A 13,117-nucleotide genomic window follows, 5' to 3' on the forward strand; every position below is an offset into this window, starting at 1 on the left:
GATGCGTGCTGGATCGGGCCGCGGAGCTAGCCGGGGTGCGCGCCGGCCCGGCCACTGCGGCGATCAGAATCAGATCGAGAACGACGCGCCCTTCTGCCCGGTCGATTCCTGCATCCCCTTGATCCACTTGCGCGCCGGCAAGCCGAGTTGCGCTTCGATCAGCTTCGCGCGCGTCTGCAGCGCGGTGAACGGCACGTCGAGCGCCGGGCCCGAAAACGCAATCGCGATGCGGTTGCCGTCGTGCACTTCCGGCAGCGCGATCACGCGGCCGTCGAACGCTTCGTTCAGACGCTTCATGTTGCGCACGAAGCTCGGATGATCGCCGAACAGATTCACCGTCACCACGCCCGCGCCGGTCAGACACGCGCGCGCCGCGCGATAGAAGCCGACGCTGTCGAGCACGGGGCCGCGCGCGGTCGCGTCATAGACGTCGATCTGCAATGCGCCGATCGTGCCGTGATTGGCGCGGTCGTTGACGAAGTCCCACGCATCGGTTTCGTGCACGGTCAGACGCGCATCGTCGTGCGGCAGTTCGAACATCGTGCGCGCGGCCACCACCACCGCCGGGTTCACTTCGACCGCCTCGACCTTCGCGCGCTTCAGGAAGCGGTGCGCGAACTTGGTCAGCGCCGCCGCGCCCAGACCGAGCTGGACGATGCGCGTGGGCGTTTCGATGAACAGCAGCCAGGCCATCATCTGCTGCGCGTATTCGAGTTCGATGTGATCCGGCTTGCGCAGACGCATCGCGCCTTGCACCCATTCCGTGCCGAAATGCAGAAAGCGCACGCCGCCCTCTTCCGAGAACGTCACCGGCGCGAAACGCGGCTTGCGCGGCGCTTCGATTTGCGGCGCGTCGTGCAGATCGTCGTCGAGCGACACGCGCTGGTTGTTGCGCACGGCTTTCAGGGTTCTCTGGATTTTCTGTTTGCCGCCGGCGGCGTCCGCGTCACGATTACGGAAGGCACGCGCCTCGGCCGAAGCGCGCTTGATCAATTTCGTCATGTAAGGATGTCGCGCCAGAGGCGCAATTTTTGGTCGAACGAGAGCATAGCATTCGCCGGACTCGACGAAGGCAATACGAGAGTGGCATAGCCCGCCGCGCCGATCACCGGCGCGAAGCGGCCCGCCGTCTTGCCGTTGAAGCAGACTTTCGCGAGCTTCGGCGCGTGCGCGCGCAGCGAAGCGAAATCGTTGGGACTGGCGTTGCGGATCGCCGCGTCGAGACTGCCCTCGCGCGTGCACGCGGCGAGCACGTCCCACACGCCGATGCCATGCGCGAGCACACGCCGCAGGCGCTCTTCGTACGTGAGTTCGGCGAGTTGCGGTTCATCGAGCACCGCGCCGAGCAAGCGCCAGAACTGGTTGCGCGGATGCGCGTAGTACTGGGTCGCGGCGAGCGACGCTTCACCGGGAAAGCTGCCTAGAATCAGCGTGTGCGTATCGGCCGCGGCGACCGGAGGAAAGCCGCGCAGCATCAGCGGCTCCGTTCGTCGGATGGGCGCGGCGCGGGATGCGCGCGTGAGACGGTGTGTTCGAGCGGACGGCCGTGTTCGCGCACGCGCGATTGCGCTGCGTGTTGCGCATGCGCAGTCGCGGCACCCGCGCCCGCACTGTCCGCACTGCCCGCAATGTCTGAAATGGCCGCCCCACACGACGACGCCAGACACGCCCACAACGCCGGCAACATGCACTCGGTCACCATCAGCGGCGCGCCGTGACGCTCGAACACCGAGCGGCGCGCGACCAGCGCATGCGGCGGCACGCCGTCGACTTCACGCGCGGCCAACCGGTATAACGGATGACGCGCGCCGACCCTGCGGCTCACCAGCGACGAACGCGCCACGCTGCTGTCGCTATACAGCAGTTCGGCGAGCGGCCGCGTGCGCAAGCGCCGCGTGGCCTGCCACACGCCGACGCTCGCCGCGCGAGGCGTCACGCTATGCGCGGCGACAAACGGCACGCCGTCCACCTGCAACACCACTTCCCGAACCCACACGGGTGCACGCGGCACAAGACCGAGCGCGGCGATCTCGTCGCTCCATGGCAGCGCGACGCATTCGCGCGTGACGCGCACCGCGACCGCGCCGAGCGCGCGCAGATGCGCGGTCAGCGAACCGCCACGGGTCAACCAGTCTTTCTGGGCGGCGCTAAAGCCGGGTAAGGGCGCGACGCGCCAGTGGGCGTCGGCGGCATCGAAACGAGTAGGCATGGTGTCGGATTATAACGGCGCAGCCATCCGGCGATTTTCCGCGCGCCCGTCGCTCGCCGCGCGTCGTTCCAGCGACAACAGCGCGGATGTGGAAGCGCGTCAACCTGATCGCCGTTTTCGGATACCGCTGATTCCCCCTATCAGCGACGCGCGATAAAACCTTCTTGCTTTAACAAAGTCGGCGCTTTGTCCACGTTCGATGGGCGCGCCATCCAATCGGATAATCAAGGAGAAAGAAGAAGATGAAAACATTCCTGAGCGCAACGGCATGCGCGTTGTTGGTGTTGCTGGTGACGGGTTGCGCGGCCCCGCTGCATCGCGATACGGAAATCTCGCTGAACAAGGCGGTCGGCATCGAGGTGTCGCCGGTCGCCGAGGGTGTCGCGGTCAAGCTGCCCGAAACCGCGTTGTTCGATTTCAATAAATCCGAAGTGCGCGCCGATTCAGGTGCGGTCGTCGATCGTTCAGCGGTTCTGCTCAAGCGCAGCAAGAAGCCGATCGTCGTCGAGGGCTATACCGACAACGTCGGCACGCTCGCGTACAACCAGCAGTTGTCCGAATCGCGCGCGACCTCGGTGGGCTACGCGCTGGTCGCTCGCGGCGTGGCACAGGACCGCATCCGCACGAAGGGCAACGCGTATAACAACCCGGTGGCGAGCAACGACACGCCCGAAGGCCGCGCGTTGAACCGCCGTACGGAGATCATCGTGCGTGGCGAGACGCTGGAAACGCTGATGGGCAAGTGAGCGCCGGCTGGTTCAGGCTCTGTCTGGATGAACGGAAACTCGGGCGTGCTGCGTGCGCCCGCTTCAGACGTTCATCGGCGCGCCGCGCCATGAGCGTGCATCGACAAATATCGATTCAACGTTCGACCGCATGCGTCGCTGGGGCCACCCGGTCGGATGCGATCATCTTCTGCAACCGCGCCACCACCCGCTCGACGACCGGCGCCCACCTCGCCGGTTGCGGCTGCCTGAACAGGTCGACCGAGTCATACCACGGCTGTGCCTCTTCGTTACCCCACGACCAGTGCGACACGTGATCGAGCATCGCGAACACCGGATGCCCTAACGCGCCGCCCAGATGCAGCGGCGCGCTGTCGATCGTCACCAGCGCATCGAGCGCGGTGAGATGCGCTGCGACGTCGTCGAAGCCGGCTTCATAACTCCCCGTCAGATCGTACAGTCGGTGGCCCTGCGCGGTGAGCGCCGCCACATCGGCATAGCGCCCCGGCGTGAGTGGATGGAACGCGACATCAGGCAAGCCGAGAAGCGGCGCCAGCGCGTCCAGCGGAATCGAGCGCTTTGCATCGCGCCGATGGGTCGGGCTGCCGGACCACACAAGGCCAATGTGCAACTTCGCATCTGGCGCGCACGCGCTGACCCGCACGCGCCATGCCGCCAGCTTCCTCACGTCGGCCCGCAAATACGGTACGCCGCTCACCTCGTGCGGCTGCAGACTGAACATGAGCGGCAGGCTCATCATTGGCAACGCATAGTCCGGCTTGCCGAGCGGCCCATCTTCGATCGACACGCAATCGCCGTAAAAACGCGCGAACAGCGGCTGCAACGCGCGCCGCACGGCGAGCACCAGCCGGGCGCCTTCGTCGTGCACGCGCGCGGCCAGTTGCGGTACGAAGCGCACCATCTGGATGTCGTCGCCGCTGCCCTGCTCGCTGTGCACGACGAGCGTCTTGCCGGCGAGCGCCTCACCCTGCCAGCGCGGACACAGGCGCGCCATCACCGTGATGATGTTGTGCGACTCGCGGTCTTCGCGCGCCAGCCGCGCCAGTGCGCGCGGCCATGCGTCCGTCCACGCGCCGCGCCGCAATTCCAGGTCGGCCAGATCGATCGATGCCTGCACCGTGGAAGGATCGATTGCGAGCGCTGCGCGCAGCGCCGTTTCGCTTTCGTCGTAACGCGCCTGCTCGCCGAGATACATGCCGATGGCGGCCAGCACATCGACATCGCCGGGTGCGAGCGCGTCCACCGCGCGCATGGTCGCCTCGGCGCCGGCGGCGTCGTTGCACTGCCATTGCGCGTGACTGAGTTGCCATGCCATTTCCGCGTCGGCCGGGTGGTGTGCGAGCCACTCGCGGCACACGTGCTTGACCGTCGGCCAATCGCGTATCTCACGCAACGCCAGCACGAGCTGCAATGGCAATGCCGGATCGAGCGCCGGGTCGAGCGCATACGCGCGCAACAGCGCCGCGCGACGCTCGGCCCCCGCGCCCGCGTCGGGCTGCGCCGCCAGTACGATCGCCAGCCACCACGGCGCGCGCGCGTCGCGCGGCGCGAGGCGCTCGTACGCACCCAGCATGTGCGCCGCCGCCGAATGCGCGCCGCAGCGCTCGATCAGCCAGACGATCCACTCGCGCGTCGCCGCCAGTTCCTGGGTGGCCGCGGCCAGTTCGCTGTAGCGCTGTGCGGCGTCGGTGTGGCCGAGCGCGGACGCGAACAACGCGAGCCGCGCATGGCGCGCGCCGCTCGCGTCCGCTTGCGCCTGCGATGCGCTGTGATACGCCGCCTCGAAATAAGCCGCGCTCGCGCACAGGTCGGCGTGCAATTGCGGCGTGACGCCTGTTGCGGCGAGTTCGAGCGCGCGCCGGGCGGCGGCGTCGAAACCTTGCTCGCGCAGGATCGACCACAGGACATGAACTGAATCGATGGGCTTAGTCAGGGTGGAATCGGACATGAGGTTCCAGCGTGTGGTTCAGAGCGTTATTACAACGCGCGGGTGCGTCGTCGGAAAATAAGAATCAGCGGATAAGTGGCTTAAAAACTGCAAATAATTCTTCAAGCCTCTTAGTTTTTGAAAGCGCAACATAAGACAAAACTAGACTTTTATACGTCGCAACTTGATCTCAATTTATGGTCGTTGATTGGTTTTATTTAGTTAACCATAATGAATTTGAATCGACGCCAGGTAAAGTCCAGGCAGTCGACCTGTTCAACAGAAAACACTTGGGAGTCCCGCTTGAACACTACGAGGCAAAAGAGCTGGCTGGCTGCGTGCTGACGCAAGTGCGTCATTTTCAGGGACCGGATTGCGCCGCTCGCTGAATCCTCACTGAACGCCCGGCCTGATACGTTCGAACCGGCGCCGGCATCGCCGCGGCGGGGCAAAAAAAATGCGCTGCCGAAGCAGCGCATTTTTCAGCCAACCAGGAGCGTCGCTACGCTGCCGGCTCAAGCCAAAGTCATGCTGAGCGCGCGCTCAATTGGCGCGCGCCAGCAGCAATGCATTGGTCCGCTTCACGAAGCTCGCCGGATCTTCCAGCGCGCCACCTTCGGCGAGCAAGGCCTGATCGAACAACAAATGGCACCAGTCGTCGAAGTTCGCGCTGTCCGCGTGCAAGCCCTTGACCAGCGCGTGCTCCGGATTCACTTCGAGAATCGGGTGGAACGACGGCGCTTGCTGGCCCGCGGCCTTCAGCATGCGTTGCAGATAGCCGCTCATTTCGCCGTCGTCGGCGACGAGGCAGGACGGCGAGTCGGTCAGACGGAACGTCAGACGCACGTCCTTCGCCTTGTCCTTCAGCGCTTCCTTCATCTTCTCGACGAGCGGCTTGAACTCTTCGCCGACCTTCTCCTGCGCCTCTTTTTCCTCGTCGTTCAACGCGCCCAGATCGAGATCGCCGCGCGCCACGCTTTGCAGCGGCTTGCCGTCGAATTCGTTCAGGAACGACAGCATCCACTCATCGACGCGATCGGTCAGCAGCAGCACTTCCACACCCTTCTTGCGGAACACTTCGAGGTGCGGGCTGTGGGTCGCGGCCTGCCAGGTGTCGGCGGTGACGAAGTAAATCTTCGTTTGCTCGGGCTTCATGCGCGCGACGTAATCGGCCAGCGACACGGTCTGCTCCGGCGTTTCCGTATGCGTCGACGCAAAGCGCACGAGCTTCGCGACCCGCTCGCGATTGGCGAAGTCTTCGCCGATGCCTTCCTTCAGCACCTGACCGAATTCCTTCCAGAAACCCGCGTACTTTTCCTTGTCCGCGTCGTTGTCCGAGTTGGCCAGTTCTTCGAGCATCGACAGCGAACGCCTGGTCACGCCCTCGCGGATCGCCTTCACGTCGCGGCTTTCCTGCAGGATTTCGCGCGACACGTTCAGCGGCAGATCGCTCGAATCGACCACGCCCTTCACGAAACGCAGATACGCCGGCAGCAGTTGCTCGGCGTCGTCCATGATGAACACGCGCTTCACGTACAGCTTCAGGCCGCCGCGCTGCTCGCGGTTCCACATGTCGAACGGCGCGTGGCTCGGCACGTACAGCAGTTGCGTGTATTCGCTGCGGCCTTCCACACGGTTATGGGTCCACGTGAGCGGATCCTGATGATCGTGCGCGAGGTGCTGGTAGAACTGCTGGTACTGTTCTTCGGTGATGTCGTTCTTCGCGCGGGTCCACAGCGCGCTGGCCTGATTGACGGTCTCGTCCTCGTCCTTCGTGACCATCGCGCTCTGTTCCGCGTCCCACTCTTCCTTCTGCATCAGGATCGGCAGCGCGACGTGGTCGGAGTACTTCTGGATGATCGACTTCAGACGATGCGATGACAGCAGCTCGTCCTCATCGGCACGCAGATGCAGCGTGATGGAGGTGCCGCGCGCGGCGCGCTCGATCTGCTCCACCGCGAAATCGCCCTCGCCCGCGCTGACCCAGCGCACGCCTTCCGAGGCCGGCAAGCCGGCGCGGCGCGTTTCGACGGTGATCTTGTCGGCGACGATGAAGCCCGAATAGAAACCCACGCCGAACTGGCCAATGAGCGCCGCATCTTTCTGCTGGTCGCCGGAGAGCTTGCCGAAGAATTCCTTGGTGCCCGAGCGCGCGATCGTGCCGAGGTGCGCGATCGTTTCGTCGCGGCTCATGCCGACACCGTTGTCGTCGATGGTGACGGTGCGCGCGGCCTTGTCGTACGACACGCGAATCCGCAGGTTCGGATCGTTCTCGTACAACGCGCTATTTGCGATCGCTTCGAAGCGCAGCTTGTCGGCCGCGTCGGATGCGTTGGAAATCAGCTCGCGCAGGAAGATTTCCTTGTTGCTGTACAGCGAATGAATCATCAATTGCAGAAGCTGTTTCACTTCTGCCTGAAAGCTCATGGTTTCTTGTGCCATGGTCGGACTTCCTCTCTGTTGCGAATGGGGTTCAGGTCGGTTCAGCTCAGGCTTGGCGCTCGGGCGCGGGCGCCGTTCGGTGCGGCCCGCCCGCGCTGGACTGTGCAGCCGCGGGCGCCGGGCAGCGGCGCCGCGATTGCCGGGCCACCGGAGCGCCGGCCGCCGGATCGCCGGCCGCCGGATCGCCAACTGCCGGATCGCCGGCCTAATTGGGGGCAATCCGGCACGGTTTCAAGAGGCGCGGCGCGCGACGCCATCGAGATAGCGGCACAAAAACGTCGCCAGTTCCGGATCGCCGCAATTGGCGATATTGAAGCGCATCCAGGTGGTCGGCGACTGCTGCGGCGAAAACAGGCCGCCGGGCGTCAGCAGGAAGCCGGCTTCGTGACCGGCCGCCGCCAGCGCGCCGGCGTCGACGCCCGTATCGGCCCACAGAAACATGCCGGCCGTGGGCGTCAGAAACAGCTTCATACCGGTCTTCTCCAGCATCCGCACGGACTTTTCGCGCACGCCGTCGAGCCGCGCGCGCAAGCGCTCGACATGCCGCCGATAGTGGCCTTCGGTCAGAATCTTGTACAGCACGCGCTCGTTGAGCTCGGGGCTCGTCATGCCGACCAGCATCTTCTGATTGCTGACCGCCGTGGCCACGTCCGGCGCACACGCGATGAAGCCCACGCGCAGATTCGGCGCGAGCGTCTTCGAAAAGCTGCCGAGGTAGATCACGCGCTTTAACTGGTCGAGGCTCGCGAGCCGCGTGCCCGGATGGCTCGGCGGACACAGATCGCCGTAAATATCGTCTTCGACGACGATGAAATCGTACGCTTCGGCGAGGCGCAGGATGCGGAATGCCTGGGCCGCCGTCAGCGACGTGCCGGTCGGGTTCTGCAGCACCGAATTGATCACCAGCATTTTCGGCCGCCACGTCTGCACGAGCGTTTCGAGCGCGTCGAGGTCGGGGCCGTCCGGCGTGTACGGCACGCCGACCAGCCGCGCGCCTTGCGACGCGAAGCACCCGAACATCTGGAACCACGCCGGATCGCCGACGATCACCGCATCGCCCGGCTTCACATAGATGCGCGAGATCAGGTCGATCGCCTGCGTGATGCCGGACACCATCACGATCTGATCCGGCGACGCGCCGATCTCCAGTTCCTCGAGCCGCGTCTGCAATTGCTGGCGCAGCGGCAGGAAACCCTGCGGCGTGCCGATGCCGAGCATCTGCGCGCCGCTCTGGCGGCCAAGCGTGCGCAGCGCGTTGGTGATCAGGTCGCCGTCGAGCCAGCGCGCCGGCAGATAACCCAGGCCCGGACTGCGCTCGGGGCGCGCGCCGGTGTACAGCATGTTGCGCAACAACCAGACGACGTCGATCGTGGCCGGCGCGGGCGCCCCTTCGGCGTGCGGGCGCATCTCCATCACCGCCGCGCCGCCCAGCCGCTCGCGCACGTAGAAGCCGGAGCCGCGCCGCGACTCCAGATAGCCTTGCGCCACCAGCCGCTCATACGCCTCGACCACCGTGAAGCGCGACACACCCTTGTCGAGCGCGAGCTTGCGGATCGACGGCATCCGCATGCCGGGACGGAACACGCGCTCCTCGATACGGCGGCGCGCCCACTGGACCAGCTGCTCGACCAGCGTCAGCGACGCCGTATCGTGCGGGGCGGGAATCTGGGCAAGCGGGACGGACATGACGGGCTCCAACTGTACCGAACAGTATCGAAGCGATTGTACCGTTACTGTGCCGGTCGCCGCCGCTACATTTGAGAGCAGCAAAACAGGGGGACGCAGCGCAAACGCGGTTCGGACAAGGGTTCCGCCGATCACTGGCGATCCGGCAACACCGGCCCCCGAACCATCCGCATGGCCCGCCGATCCGGCAACCGGTTATGCTTACGGCCCCGGCAGCACCGCCGTCACACTGGCGCGCACCGGCTTACCGCACAAAACCGTTTTCCTCGATCCGTTATGACAGCCCATCCGCTCCGTCTCGATCATCTCGTGATTTCCGCCCGCACCCTCGATGAGGGCACGCAGTACATCGCCGACACGCTTGGCGTCGCACCGGCCGGCGGCGGCGCCCATCCGCTGATGCGCACTCACAACCGCCTGCTGAACCTGTGGGGCGGCGTGTATCTGGAAGTGATCGCGATCGATCCGCATGCGGCGTCGGCAGCCAATGCCCAAGCCGACGGCAGCGCGCCGCGCCCCCGCCTGTTCGCGCTCGACGACCCGGCGACGCACGCGCGGCTCGAAAACGGGCCGTACCTGTCGCATTGGGTGGCGCGCGTCGAGCGGCCGAAGCGCCTGTCGACATGGCAAACGCAGTACCCGCAGCGCATTGCGCCGATCGTGCCGATGACGCGCGGCGATTTCAGCTGGAGCCTGTCGGTGCCCGACGACGGCGCTTTCCCAGCCTGGCAGGGCGCCGGCAACGGCGTGCTGCCCTCGCTGATCCAATGGGACTCGCCGCAGCATCCGTCGACCACGCTGCCGGCAACGAGCCTCGCGCTGAAAGCGTTGAAAGCCGTGCACCCTCAAGCCGAGTTGGTGAGCGCGCAGTTGCAGTGGCTCGGCGCGGCGCATCTGCTCGAATTGCAGCCGACCGATGGCGCCGCGGCGCTCGTCGCCGAACTTGAAACACCCGATGGTCTACGGACCCTCAAATAAGCAGCGCGCGCGGGTCGCCGACTCGCGCGATAATTGAAGTTTTGACCGGTTCCAGAGATACCAGCAGAGGAGACCATGGACCAAAGCGACCTGAAAGCCCCCACGTGGCAATTGTCCGAACGCGCACGCAAGCTCACGAGCTCCGCGATCCGCGAGATTCTGAAGGTCACGGAACGGCCTGAAGTCATTTCGTTCGCCGGCGGCCTGCCCTCGCCGGCCACCTTCCCGGCTGAACGCATGCGCGAAGCGGCCGACCGCATTCTGCGCGACTCGCCCGCCGCGGCGCTCCAATACAGCGCGACTGAAGGCTATGCGCCACTGCGTGAATGGATCGCCCAGCGTTATTCGGTGAACGGCTCGCAGATTCGGCCCACCCAAGTGCTGATCACCACCGGCTCGCAACAGGCGCTCGATCTGCTCGGCAAGGTGCTGGTGTGCCCGGACAGCCCGGTGCTGGTCGAAACGCCGACTTACCTCGGCGCGCTGCAGTCGTTCTCGATGTACGAACCGCGCTACGCGCAGGTGCCGACCGACGACCAGGGCCTGATCCCCGCAGCGCTGACGCCGGAACTAACGAAAGGCGCGCGCCTCTTGTATGCGCAGCCGAACTTCCAGAATCCGACCGGCCGCCGTCTGCCGATCGAACGCCGCCGCGCGCTCGCCGGGTTCGCGAAAACCGCGCCCTTCCCGGTGATCGAAGACGACCCGTACGGCGCGCTCGACTACGCGGGCGAACCGCTGCCGACGATGCTGTCGATGGCGCCGGACCACATCGTCCATCTCGGCTCGTTCTCGAAGGTGCTCGCGCCGGGCCTGCGGGTCGGCTACATCATCGCGCCCGAAGAATTGATCTTCAAACTCGTACAGGCGAAGCAGGCCACCGATCTGCACACGCCGAGCTTCACGCAGCGCATCGTGCATGAAGTGATCAGGGACGGCTTCCTCGACACGCACGTGCCGACCATTCGCGAGTTGTACCGCGATCAATGCGAAGCCATGCTGGCCGCGCTCCAGCGCTATATGCCCGAAGGCGTAAGCTGGAACCGTCCGGAAGGCGGCATGTTCGTGTGGGTGAATCTGCCCGCGCAAATAGATAGCATGAAACTGCTCGAAGAAACCGTCGCGCAAAACGTCGCGTTCGTGCCGGGCGGCCCGTTCTTTGCGAACGAAGCGCAACACAACACGCTGCGCCTGTCGTTCGTCACGGTGCCGCCGGCGAAGATCGACGAAGGCGTCGCACGTCTCGGGGCGTTGATACGCGCGAAGATCTAAGCGCATGCCGCGCGATCTTCACGCGGCCCGCGTTATCGTATTTCACTACTGATCGAGGACACAAAATGGCTCAAACGAATGTGTACGACAAGCTCAAGGAACTGGGCATCGAACTGCCGGTCGCCGGCGCACCGGCAGCCGCGTATGTGATGAGCGCGCAAAGCGGCAACACGGTGTACCTGTCCGGTCACATCGCGAAGAAGGACGGCAAGGTGTGGGCCGGCAAGCTCGGCGCCACGCTCGGCACCGAAGAAGGCAAGGTCGCGGCGCGCTCGATCGCCATCGACCTGCTCGCCACGCTGCACGCGCATGTGGGCGATCTGAACCGCGTCACGCGCATCGTCAAGCTGATGAGCCTCGTCAACTCGACGCCCGAGTTCACCGAACAGCATCTGGTCACCAACGGCGCGTCCGAACTGATCGCCGACGTGTTCGGCGAGCGCGGCAAGCATGCGCGCTCGGCATTCGGCGTCGCGCAGATTCCGCTCGGCGCGTGCGTCGAGATCGAGATGATCGCTGAAGTCGAGTAACCAACGGGAAGCCGCGAATCGCATAGCGAAAGCCACCTCGACAACCCAGCCAGCATAAGCTGGCGGTTCGTCTGGTAGTCGGTTTCAAAACGCGCCACGAGGGGTCAGCCACTCGCGGCGCGTTTTGCATTTCTGCAAAGGTGGATCGTTACCGCGCCAGCGGATAGAATCCGCGAATCCTACCCAATCGTTTGATTCGCTGGACCGCGCCCGATGCCCGCCCACACTGTTCGTTTCAAACAAGTCGACGTGTTCACGTCGGTGCCGCTCAAAGGCAATCCGCTTGCTGTCGTATTCGATGCCGATGCGCTCGATGCGAATCAGATGCAGGCCATCGCCCACTGGACCAATCTGTCCGAAACGACTTTTCTGTTGAAGCCGACCGACCCGGCCGCCGACTATCGCGTGCGGATCTTCACCACGCATGGCGAATTGCCGTTCGCGGGTCATCCGACGCTCGGCACCGCGCACGCGTTGCTCGAAAGCGGCTATCAGCCGAAGCAGGCCGGCAAGCTGGTCCAGCAATGCGGCGTGGGACTCGTCGAGCTCGAAGCGCTGAGCGGATCGGCCGATCCGGCGCGCGGCGCATGGGCGTTCGCCGCGCCGCCCGCGCGCGTCACGCCGCTCGCCGCGGATCGCTACGCGGCGCTGTCCACGGCTTTACGTAGTGATGCGATCGATTTCAGCGCGACGCCCTGTGCGGTCGACAACGGTGCGCCGTGGCTCGTGGTGCGTCTGCATTCGGCGCGCGCTTGCCTCGTGCTCGACCCCGACAGCGCAGCGCTCGCCGAGCTCGTGCATTCAGTCGACACGCATGGGCTCGCGGTGTACGGCCCTCACGAAGCAGACGGCCCCGCGACTTTCGAGGTGCGCTGCCTGATGGCCGGGGGCGGCTTCGGCGTCGGCGAAGACCCGGTGACCGGCAGTGCCAACGCCGCGCTCGCCGGCCTGCTGAGCGCACAGCAGCGGCGCCCGGGCACGCATTACACGGCACGCCAGGGCACCGTGCTGGGCCGTGCCGGGCAGGTTTCGGTGCATTACGACGACGCACGTGGCAAGACGTGGATCGGCGGCTCGTCGGTGACGATCATCGACGGCACGTTCCGGCTGCCATGAACGGCGCGCCGCATCTCGCCGCGCTTGCCCACAAAAAGCCGCATCGTTTTAACACTTGATGCGACTTGCATCGCAAGCGGCTCATCAGAGACCTGGCACACCTGAACACTGAACCCAATGGAATATATAAAACGATTGCCAGGCCGCGGCCCAAGGCCAGCCGCGCTAGCTGCAAAATCAGCCGAAGCGGACGGTTTGCCGCGCCAGCGTA

11 protein-coding genes are annotated in these 13,117 nt (G+C 65.2%); 5 read left to right on the top strand and 6 right to left on the bottom strand.

All coding sequences use genetic code 11. The features are described 5' to 3' along the window. Window positions 1-69: 69 nt before the first annotated feature. From HV744_RS15210 to HV744_RS15220, 3 genes are read right to left on the bottom strand one after another with little or no spacing between them, the layout of a single operon-like run. Window positions 70-1,002, bottom strand: coding sequence for a class I SAM-dependent methyltransferase (locus HV744_RS15210; protein ID WP_175150313.1), 933 nt, complete (start codon window positions 1,000-1,002; stop codon window positions 70-72). Further along, window positions 999-1,475, bottom strand: a complete 477-nt coding sequence (locus HV744_RS15215; RefSeq protein ID WP_175150314.1) for a DNA-deoxyinosine glycosylase — start codon at window positions 1,473-1,475, stop codon at window positions 999-1,001. The genes HV744_RS15210 and HV744_RS15215 overlap by 4 nt, the downstream gene beginning before the upstream one ends. Further along, window positions 1,475-2,209, bottom strand: coding sequence for a chorismate--pyruvate lyase family protein (locus HV744_RS15220; RefSeq protein ID WP_175150315.1), 735 nt, complete (start codon window positions 2,207-2,209; stop codon window positions 1,475-1,477). The genes HV744_RS15215 and HV744_RS15220 overlap by 1 nt, the downstream gene beginning before the upstream one ends. A 242-nt stretch (window positions 2,210-2,451) precedes the next feature. On the opposite strand from HV744_RS15220, the gene HV744_RS15225 reads away from it, so the two are divergent. After that, window positions 2,452-2,955, top strand: coding sequence for an OmpA family protein (locus HV744_RS15225; RefSeq protein ID WP_175150316.1), 504 nt, complete (start codon window positions 2,452-2,454; stop codon window positions 2,953-2,955). Window positions 2,956-3,070: 115 nt separating this feature from the next. Here the strand turns inward: HV744_RS15225 and HV744_RS15230 are convergent, their stop codons facing one another. The 3 genes from HV744_RS15230 to HV744_RS15240 all read right to left on the bottom strand — a co-directional run bounded on the left by HV744_RS15230 (window position 3,071) and on the right by HV744_RS15240 (window position 9,010). Next, a complete protein-coding gene (locus HV744_RS15230; RefSeq protein ID WP_175150317.1) occupies window positions 3,071-4,903 on the bottom strand; it encodes a hypothetical protein in 1,833 nt (610 codons plus the stop codon). 522 nt (window positions 4,904-5,425) lie between these two features. Continuing rightward, window positions 5,426-7,324, bottom strand: coding sequence for a molecular chaperone HtpG (htpG, locus tag HV744_RS15235; RefSeq protein WP_175150318.1), 1,899 nt, complete (start codon window positions 7,322-7,324; stop codon window positions 5,426-5,428). A gap of 231 nt (window positions 7,325-7,555) precedes the next feature. Continuing rightward, window positions 7,556-9,010 (bottom strand): aminotransferase-like domain-containing protein, encoded by a 1,455-nt coding sequence (locus HV744_RS15240; protein ID WP_175150319.1) that lies wholly within the window; start codon window positions 9,008-9,010, stop codon window positions 7,556-7,558. A 276-nt stretch (window positions 9,011-9,286) separates the two neighbouring features. Here HV744_RS15240 and HV744_RS15245 point away from each other — a divergent pair, with 276 nt between their 5' ends. From HV744_RS15245 to HV744_RS15260, 4 genes are all read left to right on the top strand, one after another. After that, window positions 9,287-9,988 (top strand): VOC family protein, encoded by a 702-nt coding sequence (locus HV744_RS15245; RefSeq protein WP_175150320.1) that lies wholly within the window; start codon window positions 9,287-9,289, stop codon window positions 9,986-9,988. 75 nt (window positions 9,989-10,063) lie between these two features. Next, complete coding sequence (locus HV744_RS15250) at window positions 10,064-11,260, top strand: aminotransferase-like domain-containing protein (RefSeq protein ID WP_175150321.1); 1,197 nt, start codon at window positions 10,064-10,066, stop codon at window positions 11,258-11,260. Window positions 11,261-11,325: 65 nt separating this feature from the next. Next, a complete protein-coding gene (locus HV744_RS15255) occupies window positions 11,326-11,790 on the top strand; it encodes a RidA family protein (RefSeq protein WP_175150322.1) in 465 nt (154 codons plus the stop codon). A gap of 213 nt (window positions 11,791-12,003) precedes the next feature. Next, entirely contained in the window at window positions 12,004-12,906 is a 903-nt protein-coding gene (locus tag HV744_RS15260; protein WP_175150323.1) for a PhzF family phenazine biosynthesis protein, read from the top strand. Window positions 12,907-13,117 lie beyond the last annotated feature (211 nt).

This window comes from Paraburkholderia ultramafica (genome assembly GCF_902859915.1).
Lineage (GTDB): Bacteria > Pseudomonadota > Gammaproteobacteria > Burkholderiales > Burkholderiaceae > Paraburkholderia > Paraburkholderia ultramafica.